Genomic DNA, 24,084 nt, shown 5'->3' with positions numbered 1-24,084 from the left:
CTCATGAACGAGATAGTGCGGCGTTCGAGTTGGATGATGCTGTCGTGCTTGCTGCAATACCCGGATGACGAGTGGCATGAGGCGGCGGATGACATCTATGTAAGCTGGTGCGAGCTGCTGCAGCAGGACAGCACGGAGATGAACGAGCGGTTGATTCAGCTGGCAGGCGAGTGCATCGCCGGATTTGCGGGGATGGATGCGGAGGCGGTGACGGAGCAATATGTGAAGACATTTGATTTTGGCAAGAAAACGAATCTGTACTTGACCTATGGACAGCTCGGCGAGGATCGCGAGCGCGGCCCGGCATTGCTGAAGCTGAAGCAGATCTATGAACAAGAGAATATGATCCTCGCCACCGAGGAACTGCCGGATTACTTGCCGCTAATGCTTGAATATGCGGCTGTCGCGGAAGGCGATACAGGAGCGGGCTTATTATTCTCCTTCAAGGATGCGCTGGAAGGCATACGGGAAGCGCTCGTTGCCGTGGACAGTCCGTATCAACATGTACTGCATGCGATCATGCTGATGCTCGACCAATCCGGGGTGACCGAAGGTTCTGTCCGCTTCGAACCGCCTGCGGGGTGCGCGAGCGCCGGCGGGATGGCTGCGGGCTGCGGTCCGATGTGGGCGGCGGCAGGATACGGAGGCGCCCCGGTGTTCCGGAAGGATGACGCGGAAGCTGCCGGAAGGGGGGCAACGCAATGACGTTCGGCGATCAGTTTTTCTGGGTGATTTACCCGTATATCATTCTCATTATTTTTCTGGTCGGGTTGTATTACCGCTACCAGACGGATCAGTTCGGTTGGACAGCCAAGTCGAGCGAAGTACTGGAGAAGAAAAAACTGAGATGGGGCAGCAATCTGTTCCATGCCGGTATCATGCTCGTCTTGCTCGGGCATATCGGCGGACTCCTTATTCCGAAGCCGTGGCTGGAGTCCATCGGGATCAGCGATCATTTGTATCATACCGTGGCGATTGTGCTCGGCTCCGCCGCCGGCCTGATGACGCTCGTTGGCTGCATTATCCTGCTGCTGCGACGCTTGACGGATCGGCGTATCCGGCGTACGAGCAGCTTCGGCGATATGCTGTCGATCATTCTGCTTACGATTATCGTCGTCGTTGGCATGGGGGCGACCTTATTCAATGCGACGAGCCGCAGCGGATTCGATTACCGGGAGACGATCGCGCCTTGGATTCGCGGCGTGTTGACCTTCACGCCGGAGGGCATATTGATGAAGGATGTACCCTATATTTTTAAAATTCATATCATCCTCGGTCTGGGGCTATTCGGCGTGTTCCCGTTTACGAGGCTTGTTCACATGTTGAGCATGCCGATTAAATATTGGAGACGGAGTTATGTCTTGTATAGAAGGAGAAAATAGACGGAAGCTTGCGGGCTTAGGAGGGCGCAGCGCGGAAGGAGGCGGACCATGACAGTAAGCGGCGTCATTTTGGCAGGGGGGCGCAATTCGCGGATGAACGGCATGAACAAAGCATTGCTCCGAATCCAGGGAGACACGTTCATCGAACAGCAGGTGTGCCGCATGCGCGAGCTGTGCCGCTCTATCCTTGTGGTTACGCCAGATCCGGCATTGTATACCGGATTATTGGCTAATGTTCAGTATGTGTCTGATATCTATCCGGGCCGCGGCCCGTTGAGCGGCCTGCATGCCGCGTTCCGCATCGTGCCGACGGAGTATGCTTGGGTGGTCGGATGCGATTACCCCGCGATCTCCGCCCAGGCTGCGGAGTGGATGCGGCGCCGCGCCCAGGAAGGCGATTATGATGCGGTGCTGCCGATCGCGGAAGGAAGCCATCAAATGCTGCATGCTCTTTATCGTCCCCGGCCCCTGCTGCCGATTATTACGGAACGGATTCGAGCAGGGCGGCATCGGCTGTCGGGACTGCTCGAGTCATGCCGTTGGCTCGGGATTGCGGAGGAGGAGTGGATCCGGGCTCGCATCCCGCTTGATTTCATCCGCGATGTGGACACGCCCGGGCAGTATGAAGCATTGCTGAACGAATGCGCCCAAGCGTCAGCGTGGAAGGAGGAGAGCGGCCGTGGGCGAAGCGAGACACAGATATAGCAGACAGCAAAGCTTTCAGCCGATCGGCCCCGCAGGGCAGGCGAAGCTGGGGCGCAAGCATGTCTTGATCGTCGGCGCGGGGGCGCTCGGATCGGGAATCGCGGACATCTTGGCGCGGGCCGGTGTCGGGATCATGACAATCATTGATCGGGATGTAGTGGAATGGAGCAATCTGCAGCGGCAGACGCTCTATGATGAGCAAGACGCGGCGGAGCAGGCGCCGAAGGCCATCGCGGCAGCCCGCCGGCTGCGGCAGATCAACTCGGACATCGATATTCGGGCGCATGTGATGGATTGCGGCGCAGCCGGACTGAAGGAGCTGTTCGATTCGTCTCCTATCGATCTGATTATGGACGCAACGGATAATTACGAGCTTCGCTTTATCTTGAACGATATTGCTTATTGCTACGATGTACCCTGGATTCATGGGGCATGCTCGGGAAGCTATGGGGTGACTTATAATTTCATGCCGCAGGACACGCCATGCCTGCACTGCTTGTTATCGCGCGTTCCGCTCGGCGCGGCCACTTGCGATCGGGATGGCGTCATCGCGCCAGCCGTGCAGATGGTCGTGGCCCTGCAGGCCGGAGAAGCGATCAAGTGGTTGTCAGGCAATCACGCGTGCATGTCTGACCGGTATACAGTGTTCGATCAGTGGTCCAACACCTTCCAGTCGTTCCGGATTCACGCGGAGAAGCGGGATGCTTCATGTCCGACTTGCGGCACGCATCGCACGTATCCGTATTTGCGGAGCGAGGCCGCCTGGAAAACGGAAGTGCTGTGCGGGCGCACCACGGTATCGATTCGTCCTCCGCAGCGTTCCGGCGTGGATCTGGATGAATTGGCCCGAACCTTGCGGAGAAGCGGGAAGCGGGTGGCGTCGAATCCGTATCTTGTTCAAGTCGAGGACGGGGAGCAGCGTATCGTTATTTTTGCGGACGGGCGCGCTTTAGTCCATGGAACATCCGATTCGGTTACGGCCAGGAAGCTGTATCATCGTTATTTAGGCTGACGGGGAAAGGATGAGATCGCATGAAAATTTTATTGTTCGCGCATTTGCGCGAGCAGCTTGGCGCATCCGAGCTGATATTGGATCTGGAACCGCTGACGGTTGAGGAATTGATGCAGCGGTTACGGGAAATGTATCCGTCCCTTTCGCTGGATCATGTCATGGTGGCCGTGAATGAGTCCCTCGTCGGCAGCGGCTATCCGGTTCAAGCGGCGGATACGGTCGCGCTGCTTCCTCCGGTTAGCGGAGGGTAATTGCGGCAGATGGGACTAAGGAAATGGGTTATGAAGCTGACCCAGTAAGCAGGAGAGGAGGACACGGATTGGGCCAGGACAGATTGACGCATTTCAACGGACAGGGAAGGGCGCATATGGTCGACGTAAGCGGCAAGGCCGAGACGGCCCGGATCGCGGTTGCCGAGAGCCGCATTCGCATGAAGCCGGAGACGATGCGGCAGATCGGCGCAGGCACTATCGGCAAGGGAGATGTATTGGCGGTCGCGCAAGTTGCCGGAATTATGGCAGCCAAGAGGACGGCGGAGCTTATCCCGATGTGCCACCCGCTGCCGCTGAACGGAATCGATATCACTTTTGAACAAAAAAACGAAGAGGTGCTGACATTCCGCGTCATCGTGAAAACAACAGGCATGACCGGCGTGGAGATGGAGGCGCTCACCGCGGCCCAAGTGACGGGCTTGACGATCTATGATATGTGCAAAGCCGCAGATAAGGACATGGTGTTGGGACCGACGTATCTGGTCAAGAAGAGCGGCGGAAAAAGCGGAGATTACGTCCGTTCCGACACGGCCGCGAAGGTGACAAGGGAGGGGCATGACGTATGAACCATGCTCGATACCGCATTACCGATCAGCCTATCGTTCCGGAAGAGATCTCCCATCAAGTGAGGCGGAGAGAGGCAGGGGCAGTCACCCTGTTCCTCGGTACGGTGCGGGAATTGACGCAAGGCAAGCGGACGCTCTACCTGGAGTACGAGGCTTATCCTGCCATGGCGGCCGCCGAACTGGAACGAATCGGGCAGGAGGTACGGGAGCGCTGGCCGGACACGGAGACGGCGGTGACGCATCGCATCGGCCGGCTGGAGATAGGCGATATCGCGGTCGCGATTGCCGTATCATCACCGCATCGCCGGGCGGCCTATGAGGCGAACGAATATATAATCGAGCGAATCAAGCAGATCGTTCCGATCTGGAAGAAGGAGCATTGGGAAGACGGATCGGCATGGATCGGGGATCAGAGCAACACGCAAGCCTATCCGGAAGGCAGACCGCCGCGTGGATAGGGGGAGAACGGGATTTCCCAATCTGTTGGAGCCGGAAGGGATGAAATGGAAAGGGGCGGTGAGAGCATGAGCGCATCTGTGTTGGTGGATAGCTTTGGACGGCAACATGATTACTTGCGCATCTCGGTTACCGACCGCTGCAATTTGCGGTGCATTTACTGCATGCCGGAAGAGGGGCTCGAGTTCGAGCCGTCCGCGCACATCTTGAGCTATGAGGAGATAGCGGAAGTGGCCAGGGTGCTGGCCGGTATGGGGGTGCGCAAGCTGAGGCTGACGGGCGGCGAACCACTGGTGCGCAAAGAGCTGGATGTGCTGATCGCCATGCTGGCGCGCATTCCCGGGATTGAAGATATCTCGTTGACGACGAACGGCATCTTCCTGGCGCCGAAGGCCGAGCGGTTGAAGCAAGCAGGTCTGACCCGAGTGAATATTAGCTTGGATTCCTTGAAGCCGGATCGGTTCAAAATGATTACCCGCGGCGGCGACGTGGACAAGGTGCTGAATAGCATTGCGGCCTGCCTTGCCGCCGGATTATCTCCGGTGAAACTGAATGTGGTGCTGATGAAGGGGATAAATGAGGATGAAATCGCGGACTTCCTTCGGCTCACGATGGAGCATCCGATAATTGTGAGATTTATCGAATATATGCCCATTGGACACAATGACTCGCAATGGAAAAATCTCTATCTCCCGCTGCAGCGCGTGTTCGACGTATGCGCAGAGAGACAGTGGGCTTACCTTCCGGCACCGTCCCGGCAAGGCAGCGGTCCCGCAGATGATTATCGGCTGGAAGGAGCGGCGGGCAGCTTCGGGCTCATCCATCCGGTAAGCGGGCATTTCTGCCGCACTTGCAATCGGCTGCGCTTGACGGCCGACGGCTATATTAAGCCATGCCTGGCCTGGACGGAGGATTATCAACTTCGCCATGTGATCGGAGACGACGAGGCGGTGCGCCAGCTCTTCCTGCGTGCCCTGGGCACGAAGCCCGAAAGCCATGAGATGTTCAAGCAATTGGCCGATGAGGAGACAACTCATACACCGACGTCACGCCGCATGTCGCAGATTGGCGGATAGCGTGTGGAGTACTTTTTGAGAATGAGACTGTGTACTTTCAAGGAGGCATTGCGATGATAAAATCATTTCGATATGCCGCGGCAGCGATGCTGCTGGCCCTTCTTATGCTCGTCAGCGCCGCATGCGCTTCCGGCGTTGAACATGAGTCCGGTAAAGCATCGGCCGGCATGGCAACGGACGAAGCGCAGAAGGAACAGGTGGAGTTAACCGTATCCGCCGCAGTAAGCTTGACAGACGCCTTGTCGGAATTCCAGAACTTATATGAATCGACTCATGCCGGGGTTCGGCTTCATTTCAACTTCGGAGGCTCGGGGGCCCTGCAAAAGCAGCTTGAGCAAGGGGTTCCGGCGGATTTGTTTTTCTCCGCGGCAGTGAAGCAGATGAAGCAGTTGGTTGAAAAGCAGGTTGTAAACTCGAACGATCAGATGAGCTTGCTGACGAATGAGCTGGTTGTTATCGTTCCTTCCGACAGCAAGGCCATCGTCAGCTCGGAAGCCGGCTTGCTTGAAGACAGGCTCCGTACGGTGGCGATCGGCATTCCGGACAGCGTGCCCGCGGGCAGCTATGCCAAGGAGGCATTGACGAATGCCGGATTATGGGATCAGCTGCAGCCGAAGCTGGTGCAGGCGAAGGATGTGCGGCAGGTGCTGCAATATGTGTCAACGGGGAACGCCGATGCGGGTATTGTGTATAAGACGGATGCCCTGTCCACTTCTGATGTGAACATTGCGTATGTCATTGCCCCGTCAACGCATACGGCGATAGAGTATCCGCTCGGAATTGTTGCGGCAACGAAGCATAGAGAGGAAGCGGAGCAGTTCTACCGCTATTTACAGACAGAAGAGGCTTTGAACATCTTTGAGAAGTACGGATTCTCGATCCCGTCTTCTTCATGAGCAGCCTCGGGATGGATTGGGGACAATTCTGGCCTCCTGTCTGGTTGTCGCTGCGTGTAGCGGTGTGCTCAAGCGTATTGGCTACCGTGTGCGGAGTCCTGTTGACATGGAAGATGTCCCGGGTTCAATTCAAGGGCAAAGTATTCGTTGAGACCGTAATTATGCTGCCGCTTGTGCTTCCGCCTACGGTAGTCGGCTTTATATTATTGGTCTTGCTGGGGAGGAAAAGCTGGATTGGTTCGCTGGCGGAGTGGCTGCTGTCTGCGCCGATCATTTTTTCATGGGGAGCGGCTGTCATCGCTTCCTTTGTCGTCTCCTTCCCTCTTATTTTTCAGACGATGAAGACGGGCTTTGCTTCGGTAGACAAGCAATTGGTGGAGGCGGGACGCTCGCTCGGGGCAAGCGAGTGGCAGGTGTTCCGCTATATTTTGCTGCCGCTGTCGGTTCCGTCGGTCTTGACGGCCTTTATTCTGGGATTCGCACGCGGGCTCGGCGAGTTCGGAGCAACCTTAATGATTGCCGGCAATATCCCAGGCAAGACGCAGACGGTGCCGACCGCCATCTATGTCGCCGTCGATTCGGGCCATATGACGATGGCGTGGGCCTGGACCGTCTCGATGATCCTTGTCTCGTTCATAATGCTCCTGCTGACGGGGAGAGGGCAACGAACATGGGAGTAAGGTTAAAGGCAACAAAGATAGCGTCGGGTCGCGCAGCGGGACAGGCCTGGCTGCCGGTTAACTTGTGAAAGAGGTGAACTGGAATCATGCGTTGGCGTGTGGCGATACTGACCGCAAGCGATAAAGGGGCGCGCGGCGAACGGAAAGATACGAGCGCGCAGGTTATTCGTGAACTGGTGGAAGAAGAACTGCAAGGAGACATTATCGATTACCGGATCGTTCCCGATGAATTGCATGATATAGCCGCGTCGCTTATCGAGCTGGCTGATGATCATCACGCAGACCTCATCATTACGACGGGAGGGACCGGGCTGGCTCCGCGCGATGTTACGCCGGAAGCTACGATGAAAGTCATCGGGAAAGCGGTGCCCGGAATGGCCGAGGCGATGCGCGCCGCTTCGATGCTCAAGACGCGCCGGGCGATGCTGTCACGAGGGATTTGCGGTATCCGCAATGGTACGCTTATCGTGAATCTGCCGGGCAGTCCGCGGGGTGCATACGAGAATTTGATGGCGGTTATCGATCAATTGCCGCATGCGCTTCGGATTCTGAGCGGACAGGAGAGCGAGCATCGTTAATCTCGGAAAAAAGGAGACGGGCAGGCATGACGCATTGACCGCCGCAGCCGATGAGGAAGCGCGAACCGCATAGCAGGACTGAAAAGGATCCCTGTTGCTTGACGAGCGGCAGGGATCTTATTATACTGTTCATATACCTATACGGGTATGTGTATATAAAGTGGAGGTGTGCTGAAATGTCTTGGAAAGAAGTGCTTCCCGGCGAGGCGGAGCAGATGATGAACGCGGAGAAGGCCCGGTGCGTGGATGTCCGCGAGCCGGAGGAATATGCGGACGGACATATCCCGGGTGCGGTGAATGTCCCTCTGAGTGAATTGCCGGAGCGGAGCGGCGAGCTCGATCCGGCGCAGGCATGGATTGTCGTGTGCCAAGCCGGCGGCAGGAGCGCGAGAGCGTGCCAATATTTAGCTGCGGCGGGCTATACCCGGCTGCACAATCTGTCCGGCGGCATGAATGACTGGGAGGGAGAAGTGAAGTAGGAGCAGCATTCCGGCACAGGGAGCCCGGCGTCTGTCACGAGGGTGATATCTTGGGCCGGACGATTCGAGGGAGGGCGCGGGCAGCGGGAGACGACAAGGAGTTCGTACCCATGCGCCTCCTGAGGCATGACCACGAATAAGAACATGGATTGGAGAGGTGGAACAAGATGAAGGTAACGACTGTTGTGGATACGAGCGGAATGGCATGTCCGATGCCGATCGTGCAAGCGAAGAAAGCGCTGGAGGCGCTGGAAAGCGGACAGGTAATGGCGGTCATCTCGACCGATAAAGGGTCGCTGAACGATTTCCAGGCATGGGTCAAAAAGACCAACCATGAGATGGTGGGACAGGAAGAGGAACAGGGCGTCTACAAATTTTATGTGCGGAAAAAGTAGCAGGACCGAAGGCGGGCACAGCGATGCCTGCCAATCGCTCCGGCTTGGCATATGCGCTGCAGCCTAAGCCTGCGAAGTAATGGAAAGGAGGGGAGCGAGTGGAACAATCGCCACAGAAGACGACGATTGTGTTGTTCAGCGGAGAAATGGACAAGGCCATGGCCGCGTTCATCATCGCGAACGGCGCGGCCGCTTATGAGCATGAAGTGACGATCTTCTTCACGTTCTGGGGGTTGAACGCCCTGCGGCGGGAAGAGGCCGTCCAGGTCAAGAAGGGATGGCTTGAAAGAGCGTTCGGCTTTCTTATGCCGAGGGGCGCGAACAAGCTGGGATTGTCCAAAATGAACTATTTGGGCATGGGTCCGAAAATGATTCGGCATGTCATGAAAAAGCACCAAGCGCTGACGCTGCCTCAGCTTATCGAGTTGGCGCAGGAGCAAGGGGTGAAGCTGGTTGCCTGCACGATGACCATGGATCTGCTCGGCCTGCAGCAGGAGGAGCTGATTGATGGCGTCGAATATGGCGGAGTGGCCGCCTATCTGGGCGATGCGGCGGATGGAAGGGTGAATTTGTTTATCTGATAAGCCCGAATTCGCGCCGCCGAAGACGGTCCGAAATCGGTTCACATATGAGGGAACTGCTCTATAGTTCCCGGAAGAGCAGGCCCGGTACACTGTACGTACCGGGCTTCGCTGCGTTCATGAAGGCCGATGGGGCTGGTATGTAACCGAGCGGGAGTACTGGTTCCTCAATATTGAAATGGAGGAGCGGTTCTGGATGATAGACGGCGCGAGCTTCTACGGCAGGTTCGCCTCGCGGCAGGCATGACGCGGGCGCATAGCAAGGTCCCGGGCTCTCGCATGGAGAAAGCCCGGGACCTTCTTCGTGATTATTATTTCGCCGCGGCTCTATATTTGTCCAAATATTCCTTTACCTTGGCCGGATCGGCTTTCAGTTCGTTCCCGGTCTGGACAATCGGGCTTACCGTCGAAGCCGCTTTGTACTTATTATTATTGTAGAATTGCAGAATCTCGTCCTGGTTAATCGAGTACAGCACGGCTTTGCGCAGATCCTCGCTCTTCGCGACGTCGCGGTTTTTCGTATTGAACAGCAGATAGGAGACGGCATTGCTCTGAATTGTCTGCAGGCTCAGCTTGCTGTCGCCCTTCACGGCATCGAACTTCGTATCCGGCACCCCGTAATTGACGTGAACTTCGCCGCTGCGCAATGCAGCGAGGGCGCTGTCTGTATCCTTGATGAAGCGCAGCGTCACATTGGCTATCTTCGGCTCATGGTCGCTTCCCTTCATATAGCCCGGATTTTTCTGGAACTTGGCTTCATAATCGTTCTTGTAGAGCAAAAAATACGGTCCGCTTGTATACAGCGTGTTGTTGTATTTGCTGCCTTCGGTAACCGTGTTCTGATCGCCGTAAGGAATATCTTTGTTGACGTCGAAGGAGGCGGCATCATACGTGTTGATGCTCTCGACTTGCTTCTTCGAGACGATTCCGGCCGATTGGTGCGCCAAGTAATTCAGTACTTGAGGAAACGGCTCTGTCGTCGTCAGCTTGATGACCTGATACTTGCCTTCTTTATTGTCGGCCTCTTTTTTATCCGCGACGAGGGCCGATATTTTCGTATCCAACCCTTTCTCCAGCGCTTCCTTCACCGTCTCGCCGCCGCCGGACACCTTCACTTGCTCCAGGGCGTTCACGTCCGTGACGATATCGACATTTTTGATATGCTCGTGAAGGCTGTACGTGCGGTGATCGGGCACCGAGTTTTTGTCCTTGGCGCGGTTCAAGGAGAAGACGACATCGTCGGCGCCGACGCGCTCGCCGGAATCGACCGCTTTTTTGTCGGATACTGTGGCGAAATGGATATCGTCGCGCAGGATGAAATAATATTCCGAATTGCCTTCGGCAATGCTGTACGCGCGGGACAGGGAGCCGTCCGCCGTTATTTTGTCGTCATCGGTCAGATTGATCAGCCGGACGTACATATTCGTATTGATCATATTAATCGAGCCGTCATTCCCTTTGATGGGATCGAGCGACGTCAAGGTCGGGTTCGTCTGCGTCAGCAGCAGCGGTTCGCTGTCCCGCTTGGATGTATCGTTGAAGTCGACATCCTCCCAGGCGAAGGACCGGGACTTGGACAGCCGCACCGACTTCTCGTTCAGCACCTCTTTATTGAACGCCTGGCTTTTGACGGAAATGTAAAGCGGCGCGATATAGGCTTTATCGAAGACGAGCTTCTGCTCAAATTGCTTGTAGGTGTCGGCATATTGATCCGGTGTCTCGGATGCCGCCTTCTCGATCAACTCGTCAATCTCCGGGTCGGAGAGAATGCTGTAGTCGCCGCCCGACTTGAACAGGGAACGGACCGCATAGTCCGGATTGCCTGTCACCGTTGTCCAGCCGGCGAGCGAGATGTCGAAGTTGCCGGCCTCCTCCTGGGCCTTGAAGCTGCCATAGTCCGGTTGAAGGTTCAGCTTCACGTTGAAGCCGTTCTTCGTCAGCTGATCGCGAATGATGTTGATGTCGTCCTGCCCCGAGCTCATCCCGAGGAGCTCGATATCGACGGCGCCCTCGGCCGCCGGCTTGCTGTCCCCACCCGTGGCCGGCTTGTTCTGGCCTTCCGTGTTGGATTTGGTGTTCACCGTGCAGCCGGTCACCGCGAGGGCGATCGCGAGCATGACAATGAATAATGACCTTTTCTTCATGATGATTCCTCCTAAGTATGAAGTATGTGTATCGTTATCCCATCTTCGGATCGAGCGCGTCCCGCAACCCGTCTCCCAAAAAGTTGAAGGACAGGACCAAGGCGATGATCGCCAGGCCGGGGTAAATCGCGAGATAGGAATGGGATTCAAGATAGGCGCTTCCCAGCTTCAAAATATTGCCCCACTCGGGAATATGCGGCTCTACGCCGAGTCCCAGATAGCTCAGGCTGCTCGTCGAGATGACGGCGCCGCCGATCGTGAGCGTCGATTTGACAATCATCGGCGCCAGCGAGTTCGGCACGATATGCTTGAATATGATGGCGGAATGGCTTGAGCCGAACGCCCGCGCCGCCTCGACGTATTCATAGGTCGACACCTGCAGGACGTTGGCCCGCATCGTTCGCGCGTAGGTCGGAATCGATCCGATGCTGAGTGCCAGGATGAGATTGGCCGTATTCGCGCCGAAGGCGGCGATAATGGCGATCGCCAGCAGGATTCCCGGAACCGCGTACAGAATGTCAAGCAGCCGCATGATGACATTGTCGGTCCGTCGGCCGTAATATCCGGAGATGGCGCCGAGCGTTCCGCCGATGACAACTGGTATCGCGGTCGACAGGAAGCCGACGATGAGCGAGATGCGGGCGCCAAATATGATGCGCGAGAACAGGCACCGCCCGAAGTTATCCGTTCCGAACGGATAGGCGAGGCTCGGAGCCTGCAGAATCGCGCCATAGTTGTTCTCGACCGCCACGCTGTAGTCGAAGGTGAAGAAGCTGCAGACGCTAATCGAGAACAGGAACACGATGAAGAACAGGCCGGACATCGCCGTCGCATTCAGTGTCAGCCGCTCCCACACTTCCTCCCATTTCACCTCGGCCGGATTGCTGTTCCGGCGTATCTTCGCGATCAGATTCCACCCGAGCAGCAGCGCGAACAGATTCCCGGTCAGGGCGGTCAGGATGAGCGCTGCGGCAATGACAGCCATCCAGGAGGGAGCGTAATGCCGCTGCACCTTGGCGGCTACGAGTATGAGCGCAATCAACTGGAAGACCGCAATTCCGATCAGGGCCAGCATCGCCAGCGGAAAGGCATCGGCTACATATGGCTTGAACATATTCAATCCCGATATAGCGATAACATAGAACTGGGTGAGGAGCATATAGACAGCGATCGTATACTCTGAGCTCTTCTCTTTCCTGATCAGATTGAATGCGCACGCGGCGACGAATACGTTGCCCGTCAGGGCGCTAGGGAGCTGAATATAGGACAGTATCCGCGTCCGTCTGCGGATCGCCCCTTGTCGGAGCAGATCGCTTCGAAGCATGGCGGTGATGATCATTTGAATGAGTCCGAAGCCCAGGTAGATAACGGCAGCGAGCAGCACAAATCGGTTCACCGTCTTGGCGGCCCAGTCGTAGCTGTTCAGGAACAGAACGGCGGACAGGACGGCAGAGACGATCCAGGCGAAGCTCGATTGGGTATATTCCGGTGACAATCTCAGCTTCCGCTTTTTCTCCTGTCTGGGTTGTGTCAACTTGGTCATGGTTACACCTGCTTTTAGAGGTTCTTCAAAGGGCCGCTTTTGCTCGCGAAGTGATACTGCTTCTTGACGCTGCAACCGGCCGGTTTTGAACACGCATTTCAATATTGTTTCATCTTCGAACGGATGCGCGGGTCACAGAAGGCGTACAAAATATCAATCAGCATATTGACGAGTGAAATGGTAATCGCGGTGTAGACAACCCCGCCCATAATGCTCGGAATATCGGGAATGAATTGTTTGTCCACGATGTAGCTGCCGATCCCGCTAATATTGAACACTTTTTCCGTCACGGCGGCTCCTCCCAGCATGCCGCCGAATTGCAGCCCGATGACGGTAATAACCGGAATGAGGGCGTTCGTCACGGCGTGCCGGAGCAGCACCTGGCGCTGGCTCAGTCCTTTGGCCCTGGCAGTCAAAATGTAATCCTCGTGAATGACTTCCAGCGTGGATGAACGGGTCATCCGGGCCACGGCGGCCGTCAAGCCCGTTCCCAGCACGACGACCGGCATAATCATGGACAGCCAGTTTTGCGGATTGTAGGTCGCCGGAAGCCATTGCAGCTTGATCGAGAAGTTCAAGATGAAGATGAGTCCCTGCCAAAAGTTAGGGATGGACAAACCGATCAAAGCGATAAAAATAAACGTGTAATCAAAGAATGAGTTCGGTCTCGCCGCCGAGATGATTCCGATCGGTAAGGCGATGATCACGGCCAGCAGCAGCGAGATGACCGTCAACTGAAGCGTGATCGGGAATTTGCCGGCGATGGCTGACGTCACTTGCTCGTTGCCCGAGAACGACTTGCCGAGATCGAAGGTCGCTATTCCCTTCATTGTGTTCCACAGTTGTACGAGGTATGGCTGATCCAGCCCGTACAGCTTATTGAAGGAAGCGATCTGCTCCTCGGTCGCGGTCTCGCCGAGAATATTGGCGGCCGGATGAAGCGGCGACAGATGCAGCAGCGTGAACACGAGCACGGCAACCCCGATAATCACGAACAGGCTCATGATGAGACGCTCGAAAATGTATTTAAGGAAGGAGTTGCTGTACACCAATATGAGTAAGTACATGGGAAATCCGAGAATTATCGATAGAGCGAAGAACAGCGGTTGGCTCAGCAACGAAGCGAAGGTGTCTGCATAAATGATCCGCGCCGCGCCGCTCTGCCCCAGATGCGCAATCGTCCGCTCCGTCAGGGTCTTGCGGAATTCCGCCTCTGTCCATCTCTCGATTTCCCGCGCGCTCGCTGTCTTGCTCGACTGCTGTCCGAAGAATGCCCGCTTCCGCAGCGTCTGCTCCTCGATCTCGGCCCGGAGCCGATCCTTGTAGCCGGATGCGAGAAGATCGGCCTCCATCTTCTCTCTCGCAGAGGCATATGTATCGTGCCTTCGCCGGATGAGATAGATGATGAACACGATGAGATGCACAGGCAGGCCAAGCAGAAGAACGGCATATTTATAGGAAGGGTTCAATAGCATTTTATTGTAGGCGTTCCCGATACGGGCCGCTGAACCGGAATTTCTAGCTGCTTGCGTACTCTCCATAGCGACTCTTGCTGCCTCCTTTTTTAAATTGTATAATTCCGATGGATATAGTATATTTTATTTTAAGCTTTTGTCAATAACGGAGATAGAAGTTCTTGTTCAAACCTTTAGTAGAATCGATAACGGACGTTCAGGCGGGTGAGTGAAATGGATACGATTTTGCAGGTCAACAATTTATCGGTAACTTTTCTGACACGGGACAAGGAGATACAGGCTGTTCGCGATGTCAGCTTCGAGCTGAATCAGGGAGAGACGCTCGGAATTGTCGGGGAGTCCGGAAGCGGCAAGAGTGTGACGGCTCGTTCGATTATGCGCTTGCTTCCTTCTTCAGTATCGTATATGAGAGAAGGCGAAGTCATATTCCTGGGAAAGAATGTTGAAAATTACACGGATAAGGAAATGGAGAGCATTCGCGGCCGGGATATGGGCATGATCTTTCAAGATCCGATGACATCGCTGAATCCGACGATGACGATTGGAAGACAGATTGAGGAAGGCTTGATCAAGCATCAGAAGCTGTCTGCCGCCGCCGCCAAGAAGCAGGCGATCGAGATGCTGAAGCTGGTCGGCATCCGCAACAGCGAGAGACGCTACCATCAGTATCCGCATGAATTCTCGGGAGGGATGCGCCAGCGCGTCATGATCGCGATTGCGCTTGCCTGCCGGCCTGCGCTCCTCATCGCCGATGAGCCCACGACAGCACTCGACGTGACAATTCAGGCCCAGATTTTGAATGTGATGAAGCATATGCAGCAGCAGTTGGGCACTTCGATCATTTTAATCACGCATGATCTGGGCGTCGTCGCCGGCCTGTGCGATCGGGTCGTCGTCATGAAGGATGGCGCTGTCGTCGAGACGGGCACGACGGAGGAGATTTTTGCCCGCCCGCAGCATCCGTACACGAGGAAGCTGCTCGGCGCGCTCCCGCGCCTGAATGAGAAGAAGAAGCCGAAGCCTGCGCCGATCTTCGTGAAGAAGGATGCGGACGATGCGTGCCCGCTGCTGGAGGTACGATCGCTCAAGCAATATTTCGATCTCGGCAAGGGAAACATCATCAAGGCGGTCAATGATATCAGCTTCTATATCCGCGAAGGGGAGACGCTCGGCGTCGTCGGCGAATCGGGCTGCGGCAAATCGACGACCGGAAGATCGATTCTGCGCCTTCATGAGCCGACAGGCGGCGATATTTTGTACCAAGGGATGGCCGTGAACCGGATGTCCGCCAAAGAGATGAAGACGATGCGGCGCTATATGCAGATGATCTTTCAGGATCCGTATGCTTCGCTCAATCCCAGATTCAAAATATTAGATATTATCGGCGAAGCGCTCGATGTCCACCGGCTGGCGGGAAGCAAGCAGCGGCGGAAGAAGCGGGTGGAGGAGCTGCTCGATATGGTCGGGCTTGATTCGGCCTATGCAACGCGGTATCCGCACGAATTCTCCGGGGGCCAGCGTCAGCGCATCGGGATCGCGCGCGCCCTCGCGGTCGAGCCGAAGTTCATCGTATGCGACGAGCCGCTGTCCGCACTCGATGTGTCCATTCAGGCGCAGATCGTGAAGCTGATGGAGGAGCTGCAGCAGCGTCTCGGGCTCACGTATCTGTTCATCGCACATGATCTGTCGATGGTCAAGCATATCAGCGATCGGGTCGCCGTGATGTATAGGGGCAAGATCGTCGAGCTGGCCGAAAGCGAGGAGCTGTATGCGAATCCGCAGCATCCGTATACGAAGTCGCTGCTGGCTGCGATTCCGGTTCCCGATCCGAAGGTCGAAGCGGCCAAAAAACGGGTGCTGATGGAGGAGCAGACCGAAGCGGACACATATCAGCTGGACCAATCCGAGCTGGTTGAGGTAACGAGGGGGCATTGGGTGGCGATGCCCATGAGCGGGTGACGTTAACGCGGCCTGCCGCTGGTTGGGGATGGCGGGCTTGGCTGTATGGATGAGCAGCATAGCTGAGCGCAATCGAACTTGATATATGCAAGTGCCCCGGAATACAGGGTCGCCTGACGTCGAATAGGGACGGAAGGCGGCTTTTTTTACATTCTGAAAGTGTTCAGAAAGTGTGGAGGTGGATACGGTTCAATGGATCTATGCCAAAACACACAGAAAGTACTCAACGATCAATTATTTTATGAAAGTAGGAGAATTGGTTGAAGTTGATCTTGTTATCCGGCGGCAGCGGGAAGCGGTTATGGCCGCTGTCGAATGACTGTCGTTCCAAGCAGTTTATTAAAGTGAACCGTTCCTTCGAGGAAGACGATCGCATCCGGTTATCGATGCTGCAGAGAGTCTGGCAGAAGATTGAAGGGGCGGGTCTGCAGCATTCCGCTGTCATCGCGGCCCCCCGGGCGCAGGAGGAACTAATAATATCTCAGCTGGGCGCCGCGGCGCCGCTCGTCCTGGAGCCGGAGCGGCGGGACACGTTCCCTGCCATCGCGCTCGCTTGCGCCTATATGCACAGCGAGAGGGGGATATCCGGGGATGAGGTGATCGTCGTCATGCCTGTCGATGTCGATGTGGACGACGATTACTATGAAGAGCTCAACACGATGGCCGCTATCGCGGCGCAATCGGATGAGGGAATCGTGCTCATGGGCATTGCCCCCGCGAATCCTTCCGAGAAATACGGCTATATCATTCCCGTACCCGGGCAATCCTCAGAGCAGCATTTGCTTAAGGTACAGCATTTTATTGAGAAGCCGCCCTCCTCGGAAGCGGAGATGTGGATCGGATTGGGCGCGTTATGGAATGCCGGCGTGTTCGCGTTCCGGCTGGAATACATATTGCGGATATTGCGGCAGGGCGGATGGCCCCTTCGTTATGACGAATTGGTGCGCCAATATCATTTACTGCCGCGGAACAGCTTCGATTATGAGGTGGCAGAGAAGGAAGCTCGGATTGCCGTCAAGCCGTTCGCCGGCCGCTGGAACGACCTGGGGACCTGGAACGAATGGACGGAGCAGATGACGGAGCAGCTGTACGGGAAAGGCGTTGTCAGCGGTGACAGCGAAAATACGCATGTTATTAATGAGTTGGATATCCCTGTCGTCGTGCTCGGGATCTCGAACGCGGTCGTCGTCGCGTCGCCGGACGGCATTTTGATCTCAGACAAGGCGGCAAGCGTCCGCCTCAAACAGATGGTGCCGACCGTATCCGCGCGGCCGATGTACAAGGAAACGCTATATGGCTGGTACAGCATTCTCCATATGGGCGAACCGACGCAGGACCAGCAATCCTTGACGAAGCGGGTGCATATCTACGCCGGCAAGCAGATTAGCTATCAGGTGCATTACAAGCGGAGCGAGATGTAGACGATCGTGCGGGGCAAGGCGGAAGTGACCGTGGACGGCCTTAGCTACACGGCGAGCGCCGGCGATGTGGTGCGAATTCTGCCCGGAGCGAAGCATGGCATCAAAGCGATCACAACGGTCGACCTGATTGAAATCCAAGTCGGAGAATCGATCGAGGAAGAGGATATCGTACGGTTTGAGTATTCACAGCAAATATAAGCGCTAAAATCGGGAGTTGTGAGAGGAAATGATACTGGAGACGACGTCCCCGGGAAGACTTGGAGATTTGCTGGTCAGCGAGGGTCTGATTACGGACAGCCAACTTCGCTCTGCGCTCGAGCATCAGCAGCAATACGGGGGCAGGTTAGGGGATAACGTAGTTGCCCTGTACGGTGTGAGCCCGGAAGCGGTCGAGCGATTGATGAAGCGGACCGGCGGGAAGGGGCTGCTCGGCGAGATGCTGGTGCAGTCCGGTGACATTACGCAGGAGCAATTGGATCAAGCGCTAGAATTTCAACGCAAAAGCGGCGGCATCCTGGGCGATATTTTGCTGTCGTTGCAAATGATTGAACCCGGGCCGCTCTATCGTGCGATCGCAACCCAGCAGCAGATCGGACGCATCGGCACGGAGTATTCTTTTGAGCAAGAGACGAAGCTGCCGGAGGCGACGGCGCGCGCGTATGACGCCGTGATCGTGAATAAGCTGGCGAACCGGTCTCTCATCGCGGTCGGCTCGCCGTTGACGGACACGCAGATGACCGAACTGGAGGCCTATATCGGCGGGCCGATTGAACAAGTGCTGGCGACGCGGGAAGAGATGGTGTTTTTCTGGAAATCGGTCTATGAGACGGAACTGATGCAGGCGAGCACGGACAAACTGATGGAGGAAAATCCGGAAAATTCAGCGCATGTGACATTCACGACACCGCAGTTCATATTTATATTGGTGCTCGCAGCCTTAGTTGTAATCGGTCTATTGTGGAATTGGTTCGCTACGCTGATAATGTTGAACATTATTGTGCAGGTCGCTTACTTTGCGATGTCCTTCTTCAAATTCGTCATTACATTAAAAGGAACGAGGAGCACGGCCCAGCTTCGATTGACGGAAGAGGAATTGCTGGCGATAGACGAGAAAGAGCTGCCAATCTATACAATTCTTGTCCCGATGTACAAAGAAAGCAATGTTATCCCGCATTTGCTTGATAATCTGGAGCGGTTGGATTACCCGAAGGCCAAGCTGGATGTCCGGCTGCTGATCGAAGAAGACGATATTGAAGCGCAGGAGCTCCTAGCCGGAATGAAGCTGCCGGCCTATTATACGGTGCTTGTCGTGCCGCACAGCTTGCCGAAAACAAAGCCGAAGGCATGCAATTACGGATTGATCCGCGCGCGTGGCGACTATGTCGTCATTTATGACGCGGAGGATCGCCCGGATCCCGATCAATTGAAGAAAGTGTTTCTTGCTTTCCGGAATAGTCCGTCCAACGTCGTATGCGTGCAGGCAAAATTGAATTATTTCAACAGCGACCAAAATTTGATGACGCGGTGGTTCACCCAAGAATACAGCATGTGGTTCGAACTGCTGCTGCCAGGAATTATGAAGCTGAATTTACCTATCCCGCTCGGAGGAACCTCCAACCATTTTAAAACCTCGGTGTTGAAAGAGCTCAACGCAGGGGATCCTTATAACGTAACGGAAGACGCCGATCTGGGCATTCGCTTATACAAGAAGGGATATATGACGGCCATCGTCGATTCGCGTACATGGGAGGAAGCGAACAGCCGCGTAGGCAATTGGATTCGGCAGCGCTCCCGGTGGATCAAGGGGTATATGCAGACCTGGCTTGTCCATATGCGCAATCCGCTCAAGTTGTGGAAGGAATTGGGTCCCAGAGGCTTTTTCGGTTTTCAGGTCATGGTCTTGTCCGCCCCTCTTCTTCCGCTGCTCAACCCGATCTTCTGGGCGCTGCTCATTCTATGGTACGGCTGGGAAATGGAATTTGTGCCGAAGTTCTTCCCCGGCATTATTTATTACATCGCGGCCATCGAGTTTTTGATCGGGAACTTCTTATTCATCTTGAGCAACGCGGCCGGGGTATACTGGGTGATTGATGAGATGGAACGCAAGAACGAACGCGTGTTTTCATACGGCATCGTCAAATACGCCTTTTTGACACCCATCTATTGGGTGTTGATGAGCATTGCCGCCTTAAAAGCGTTGTGGCAGTTGATAACACGGCCGTTCTATTGGGAAAAAACGACACACGGCTTGACGGAGCCGGATGTGGTTGTCCAACAAATGACTGGAAAGGATGTTGGAGTGTAAATGGAAGTCGCAGCATCCTATCATTCGCCTGACTTATTGCCGGCTGCGGTTCAACAGCGCACGTCTCGGCATGTATATTGGCTCGTGTTCTCCGTTGTGTTCGTGACTGAATGGATCGCGGGTTATTATGTCAGTCATCATATTGGTTATGTGCATACGGATGCGATGAGCCGGGTAGCCGACGCCTTCTACGTGCTGTATAGCGGCGATCCCCATCTCGGAGCCATCGGCTTCGTGTGGAATCCGCTTCCAAGCCTGGTGGAAATCGCCTTTTTAGCTTTTTATCCCTTGTTCCCGGCGCTCGCATCCTCCGGCTTGGCGGGGGTGTTCATGTCCAGCCTGTTCGCGGGATGTACGGCCGCCTTGCTGGTGCAGGCCGGGGATTCCCACGGTGTATCCCGTTGGGTGAGCGTCGCCATCAGTCTACTGTTTGCTTTCAACCCGTTTATGTTTTTGTTCGGCATGAACGGATTGAGCGACGCGCCGTTTATCTTTTTTACGATGTACTCGGTCGTTCATCTGACTTATTGGTTCAAGGACCGCAACGTCGGCAGCTTGCTGAAGTTGTCCTTGGCCCTTGCGATGGCGTTCTGGACGCGGTATGAAGCGGTGCCATTTGGTATCGGCCTGGGCCTTACCGTCATACTGGCGCTGCTGTTCCGCGCCGACAAGAAGCCGGGAGCGGGGAGAACGGGATTCCGCAATAAATATGAGCAGATCGAAAGCGTCATGACTTTGGTATGGTCGCCGATTGTATATTCGGGCCTGCTCTGGATTTTGCTGAACTATCTCATTATGGGCAATCCGTTCTATTTCTTGAATTCCGAGTATTCGAACGTAGAGCAGTCGGCAATGCTGGCTTCCGATCAGCAATTCATGCATCTCATCGGCCACCCGTTCAACAGCTTACTATTCGTGCTGAAGAAGATGGCGTACTTCTCCATTCCGCTCATTGGCGTCGTGCTGCTTCGCATTATCAACCGCAGGGCCCATCTATGGGAGCTTGCCGGCTTGGCGTCGATGGTGTTTTCCATTGTGGCTTTACAGTATTTGCTGCTTGTCAAAGGCACTTCGTTCGGATGGTTCCGGTATTTCATGTACGTATTTCCGATTACGGTTGCCTGGATTCCTTATGAGCTGAGCAAGGTGAGGAAGTCGCTGTGGAATTCGGGAATTGCGGCGGCGAGTCTGGTATTGTCGGCCGCGGTGCTGACATGGGCCTGGTTCAACCCGGATATCGCGCCGGATGAGAACAAAATGCTGCATGCGCAAGAGCATGCCAATCTGCAGGAAGTGGACCGCGAGGTTGCGCGTTACTTGGATAGCGAATTGCGGCGGGACAAAATTTTAATGGACTCGTATTCCGCCTTTTATATCATTCTGAACAGTGAAAAACCGAGCCGGTACATTATTACGAGCGATTTTAATTTTCGCGATGCATTGGCGGATCCGCAAGGTCAGGGCGTCGATTATATTTTAAGCCCGAAGCCCAATATCAGTTCCGCTTTAAGCGCAGATAACCGGTTATACCCTGATTTCTATGAAAAAGGGGCGGAATGGTGCGAGCTCCACAAAGAGTTCGGCGATGAAAACGGCGGTCTGTGGCGGTTGTATAAAGTAAAGAAAGAAGCGGGTGTGAGTGAGCAATGAGACCGGATATGACGATCATTCTCCCAGTGTATAACGAGGAAGTTCATATTGATGGAACGTTGGCAATCATTCGTGAACAGCTGGCGCAGCTTGGCGAGAGCTTCGAAATGCTTATCGTTGATGACGGCTCGACGGATCGGACTTGGTTGCGGATTGAGGAGACCTGCCGGCGCTTTGCTGAATTGTCAGCGATCCGCTTAAGCCGCAATTTCGGGAAGGAGCTTGCGTTATGCGCCGGGCTGGAGCATGCGAGAGGCCGCGCCGTCATCGTGATGGATGCGGATCTCCAGCACCCGCCTTCGCTCCTGGGGGAAATGGTGCGCCTGTGGAAGGAAGATGGCTATGAAATCGTCGAATGCGTGAAGCGAAGCCGCGGGAAGGAGCCGCTGCGCAACAAATTAGGCTCTGCGTCGTTTTATTATATATTGAACCGATTGTCGGGCTTCGACCTGCGAGGCGCCTCCGACTTCAAGCTGCTGGACGGCAAGGTTGTGGAAGCTTGGCGGAATATGCCCGAGCGCAAAACCTTCTTCCGCGGCATGACAGCTTGGCTCGGCTTCAGCAGAACCCAGATTGAGTTCGAAGTTCCGGAACGCGCCGGCAGCACGACGCGGTGGAGCTTCCTCGGCCTGATCAGACTGGCGGTTCAAGCCGTGACCTCCTTCTCGTCGCTGCCGCTGCGCTTCGTGACGCTGGCTGGCATTATGTTTTTGATCGGGGCGATTATTTTGGGCGGGCAGACACTGTACCGCAAAATCGTCGGCGAGGCGGTAACGGGCTTCACGACCGTTATTCTGCTGCAGCTGATTATCGGCAGCATCGTTATGGTCAGCCTAGGCATTATCGGCGAGTATATCGCGTCCATCTACAATGAAGCGAAAGGGCGGCCGCGCTATGTCATCGGGGAGCGGATCGCAGCACGAGAAACGGAGATGCCAACTAGCGGAAGCGAACTGTTATGGTTAAAAAAATGATGAAATACGGCGCCGTCGGCGTACTGGGCACTCTCTTGCATGTTGGAGTGCTTGTCTTGTTGGTAGAATGGCTTGGAATGAATCCGATCATCAGTTCCGCTATCGGCTTCCTTCTTGTGCTTATCGTGTCTTACATCCTGAACTTGTTGTGGACATTCGGCAAGACGCGGGGAGGACGGTCGGCTTTCATCAAATACGCGGTCGTCTCGTCGGTCGGTCTGCTTATGAATACGGGGGTGATATACGTTGCGGTGGAATGGATGCGATGGCCGTATGTGCTCGGGCAACTGCTCGTCATTTTCGTCGTTCCGCCAAGTAATTTTCTGCTGAACTATTATTGGACGTTTGAGTACGGAGTTACCAGAGCAAAGGGTTGATATGATGGGCAACAAAAGGAACGCTTATATCGGATTTGGCATGCTGACGATGTTAGTCACGGTCTATGCCTATATCTTCTATTTGATTGGCGATGTGGATATCGTCTTGTTTGCCGCTTTACTCATACAGGTCATATTCATTTGGTGGTTCGGTCGAAAGTATGAAATGGTGAAAAGGGAAGCGGAAAGAGACGCGCTGACCAAAGTATACAACCGCAGATTCATTATGAAAAATTTCGCGAAAATAAAAGCGAAAGCAAAACGCAAATCGCAGACGATTACCATCTTTTTTATCGACATCGACAAATTCAAGTACATCAATGATCATTACGGCCACAGCACCGGGGATATCATTTTGAAGAAAACGGCTGACATTTTAAGGAAAGGCTTTGAGAAAAAACATTACATAGCGCGATGGGGCGGCGATGAGTTTATTGTTCTCATGCTCAGCGACGGTTCCTCCGGCATGAAAATTATGCAGCGGTATTTCGCTGATAAATTGGCTTCTCTCTCCAAAGAACTGAAAATCAACGTAACCTTCTCGGTCGGATTCGAGGTCTGCTCGGATAAACATCGCAATCTCACCGACATTCTGGATGCCGCTGACCGGAAAATGTACCGCCATAAAAACAATAAGGTTCCGGCGGCCAAGTAATCGCTTCGGACAACGCTTCCATTATTGTTGAGAAATGGTGTAGTTGGATTTGTTATGATACTTATGCCTATTACATAGTGCACTCATTGCTGGTCTGAACAGTGCGTAAGAGGAGGTGAACGAATGATTCAATGCAGAATCGCGTCAACGTAAAGCTCTGGAATCTGGCCGCTCTCCTATTGCCCGTCAGGTTAATCTTGATCATGGTTCCAAAACATCTCCCCCTTACAACTTCTCTTACCATCTCCATCGCAGCAGAACAAGATGAAGCGGACATTTCTATGGAAGGGATCCCGGTATACGGCACGGTCTCCATCGGCACAATCGATTTGCGAGAACCGATGCTTGGGGGAGCCACGGAACATTCGTTGAAGGTCGGCAAGGAGGGGGTAACCGGAACCGGATGGCTGGCGCCGCAGGCAATTGTGTCTTACGAGATACCGCAGCCTTACATTCGGACGCCCTTTCTATCGACTTGACGAACTGAGAGATCGGCGATGAAG

At 54.9% G+C, this 24,084-nt stretch carries 24 protein-coding genes and 1 pseudogene; 22 read left to right on the top strand and 3 right to left on the bottom strand.

Features of this window, described 5'->3' with window-relative positions:
- The first annotated feature begins 3 nt into the window (after positions 1-3).
- The 14 genes from narJ to FLT43_RS04230 all read left to right on the top strand — a co-directional run bounded on the left by narJ (position 4) and on the right by FLT43_RS04230 (position 9,078).
- Positions 4-705, top strand: a complete 702-nt coding sequence (gene narJ, locus FLT43_RS04295) for a nitrate reductase molybdenum cofactor assembly chaperone (protein WP_087441738.1) — start codon at positions 4-6, stop codon at positions 703-705.
- Positions 702-1,382, top strand: a complete 681-nt coding sequence (narI, locus tag FLT43_RS04290; protein WP_087441737.1) for a respiratory nitrate reductase subunit gamma — start codon at positions 702-704, stop codon at positions 1,380-1,382. Before narJ ends, narI begins: the two co-directional genes overlap by 4 nt.
- Positions 1,383-1,430: 48 nt before the next feature.
- The gene (gene mobA, locus FLT43_RS04285; RefSeq protein WP_087441736.1) at positions 1,431-2,087 is read left to right on the top strand and encodes a molybdenum cofactor guanylyltransferase; all 657 of its coding nucleotides are present in this window, start codon (positions 1,431-1,433) and stop codon (positions 2,085-2,087) included.
- A complete protein-coding gene (locus tag FLT43_RS04280) occupies positions 2,062-3,099 on the top strand; it encodes a ThiF family adenylyltransferase (RefSeq protein ID WP_087441735.1) in 1,038 nt (345 codons plus the stop codon). Before mobA ends, FLT43_RS04280 begins: the two co-directional genes overlap by 26 nt.
- A gap of 20 nt (positions 3,100-3,119) precedes the next feature.
- Positions 3,120-3,350: a molybdopterin converting factor subunit 1 gene (gene moaD / locus FLT43_RS04275; RefSeq protein WP_087441734.1), complete on the top strand. Its 231-nt coding sequence runs from the start codon at positions 3,120-3,122 to the stop codon at positions 3,348-3,350.
- A gap of 23 nt (positions 3,351-3,373) precedes the next feature.
- Positions 3,374-3,937, top strand: a complete 564-nt coding sequence (gene moaC, locus FLT43_RS04270; RefSeq protein WP_087441733.1) for a cyclic pyranopterin monophosphate synthase MoaC — start codon at positions 3,374-3,376, stop codon at positions 3,935-3,937.
- The gene (locus FLT43_RS04265) at positions 3,934-4,395 is read left to right on the top strand and encodes a molybdenum cofactor biosynthesis protein MoaE (RefSeq protein ID WP_087441732.1); all 462 of its coding nucleotides are present in this window, start codon (positions 3,934-3,936) and stop codon (positions 4,393-4,395) included. Before moaC ends, FLT43_RS04265 begins: the two co-directional genes overlap by 4 nt.
- A 66-nt stretch (positions 4,396-4,461) precedes the next feature.
- Positions 4,462-5,469, top strand: a complete 1,008-nt coding sequence (gene moaA / locus FLT43_RS04260) for a GTP 3',8-cyclase MoaA (protein ID WP_087441731.1) — start codon at positions 4,462-4,464, stop codon at positions 5,467-5,469.
- A gap of 53 nt (positions 5,470-5,522) precedes the next feature.
- Positions 5,523-6,365: a molybdate ABC transporter substrate-binding protein gene (gene modA, locus FLT43_RS04255; RefSeq protein WP_087441730.1), complete on the top strand. Its 843-nt coding sequence runs from the start codon at positions 5,523-5,525 to the stop codon at positions 6,363-6,365.
- Positions 6,362-7,045 carry a molybdate ABC transporter permease subunit gene (modB, locus tag FLT43_RS04250; protein ID WP_087441729.1) on the top strand — a complete coding sequence of 228 codons (684 nt, stop codon included), beginning with the start codon at positions 6,362-6,364 and terminating at the stop codon, positions 7,043-7,045. The genes modA and modB overlap by 4 nt, the downstream gene beginning before the upstream one ends.
- Before the next feature lie 86 nt (positions 7,046-7,131).
- On the top strand, positions 7,132-7,623 hold the full coding sequence (locus FLT43_RS04245) for a MogA/MoaB family molybdenum cofactor biosynthesis protein (protein ID WP_087441728.1): 492 nt from the start codon (positions 7,132-7,134) through the stop codon (positions 7,621-7,623).
- Between the two features lie 176 nt (positions 7,624-7,799).
- Complete coding sequence (locus FLT43_RS04240) at positions 7,800-8,102, top strand: rhodanese-like domain-containing protein (RefSeq protein WP_087441727.1); 303 nt, start codon at positions 7,800-7,802, stop codon at positions 8,100-8,102.
- Between the two features lie 167 nt (positions 8,103-8,269).
- Positions 8,270-8,497, top strand: coding sequence for a sulfurtransferase TusA family protein (locus FLT43_RS04235; protein ID WP_040730214.1), 228 nt, complete (start codon positions 8,270-8,272; stop codon positions 8,495-8,497).
- Positions 8,498-8,595: 98 nt separating this feature from the next.
- Positions 8,596-9,078 (top strand): DsrE/DsrF/DrsH-like family protein, encoded by a 483-nt coding sequence (locus FLT43_RS04230; protein ID WP_087441726.1) that lies wholly within the window; start codon positions 8,596-8,598, stop codon positions 9,076-9,078.
- A gap of 311 nt (positions 9,079-9,389) precedes the next feature.
- Here FLT43_RS04230 and FLT43_RS04225 read toward each other — a convergent pair whose 3' ends face one another.
- The 3 genes from FLT43_RS04225 to FLT43_RS04215 form a co-directional block, all read right to left on the bottom strand.
- Positions 9,390-11,222 carry an ABC transporter substrate-binding protein gene (locus tag FLT43_RS04225; RefSeq protein WP_087441725.1) on the bottom strand — a complete coding sequence of 611 codons (1,833 nt, stop codon included), beginning with the start codon at positions 11,220-11,222 and terminating at the stop codon, positions 9,390-9,392.
- Positions 11,223-11,256: 34 nt separating this feature from the next.
- The gene (locus tag FLT43_RS04220) at positions 11,257-12,765 is read right to left on the bottom strand and encodes an ABC transporter permease (RefSeq protein ID WP_087441724.1); all 1,509 of its coding nucleotides are present in this window, start codon (positions 12,763-12,765) and stop codon (positions 11,257-11,259) included.
- A gap of 98 nt (positions 12,766-12,863) precedes the next feature.
- Positions 12,864-14,306, bottom strand: coding sequence for an ABC transporter permease (locus FLT43_RS04215; protein WP_087441723.1), 1,443 nt, complete (start codon positions 14,304-14,306; stop codon positions 12,864-12,866).
- Positions 14,307-14,453: 147 nt separating this feature from the next.
- Here FLT43_RS04215 and FLT43_RS04210 point away from each other — a divergent pair, with 147 nt between their 5' ends.
- The 8 genes and pseudogenes from FLT43_RS04210 (at position 14,454) to FLT43_RS04175 (ending at position 24,060) form a co-directional block, all read left to right on the top strand.
- Complete coding sequence (locus FLT43_RS04210) at positions 14,454-16,199, top strand: ABC transporter ATP-binding protein (RefSeq protein ID WP_087441722.1); 1,746 nt, start codon at positions 14,454-14,456, stop codon at positions 16,197-16,199.
- A gap of 260 nt (positions 16,200-16,459) precedes the next feature.
- Positions 16,460-17,818: pseudogene (locus FLT43_RS04205) on the top strand (sugar phosphate nucleotidyltransferase).
- Between the two features lie 28 nt (positions 17,819-17,846).
- Entirely contained in the window at positions 17,847-19,925 is a 2,079-nt protein-coding gene (locus FLT43_RS04200) for a cyclic di-GMP-binding domain-containing protein, MshE-related (RefSeq protein ID WP_087441721.1), read from the top strand.
- The gene (locus FLT43_RS04195) at positions 19,926-21,575 is read left to right on the top strand and encodes a hypothetical protein (protein WP_087441720.1); all 1,650 of its coding nucleotides are present in this window, start codon (positions 19,926-19,928) and stop codon (positions 21,573-21,575) included.
- Between the two features lie 8 nt (positions 21,576-21,583).
- A complete protein-coding gene (locus FLT43_RS04190; RefSeq protein WP_244194127.1) occupies positions 21,584-22,549 on the top strand; it encodes a glycosyltransferase family 2 protein in 966 nt (321 codons plus the stop codon).
- Entirely contained in the window at positions 22,534-22,926 is a 393-nt protein-coding gene (locus FLT43_RS04185) for a GtrA family protein (protein WP_244194126.1), read from the top strand. The genes FLT43_RS04190 and FLT43_RS04185 overlap by 16 nt, the downstream gene beginning before the upstream one ends.
- Before the next feature lies 1 nt (position 22,927).
- On the top strand, positions 22,928-23,581 hold the full coding sequence (locus tag FLT43_RS04180; RefSeq protein ID WP_087441717.1) for a GGDEF domain-containing protein: 654 nt from the start codon (positions 22,928-22,930) through the stop codon (positions 23,579-23,581).
- 281 nt (positions 23,582-23,862) lie between these two features.
- Positions 23,863-24,060: a hypothetical protein gene (locus FLT43_RS04175; protein WP_127510893.1), complete on the top strand. Its 198-nt coding sequence runs from the start codon at positions 23,863-23,865 to the stop codon at positions 24,058-24,060.
- Positions 24,061-24,084: the final 24 nt, after the last annotated feature.

The organism is Paenibacillus thiaminolyticus (genome assembly GCF_007066085.1).
GTDB classification, from domain to species: domain Bacteria; phylum Bacillota; class Bacilli; order Paenibacillales; family Paenibacillaceae; genus Paenibacillus_B; species Paenibacillus_B thiaminolyticus.
The sequence above is the reverse complement of the archived record's forward strand: the minus strand, read 5'-3'. Positions and strand labels throughout refer to the sequence as shown.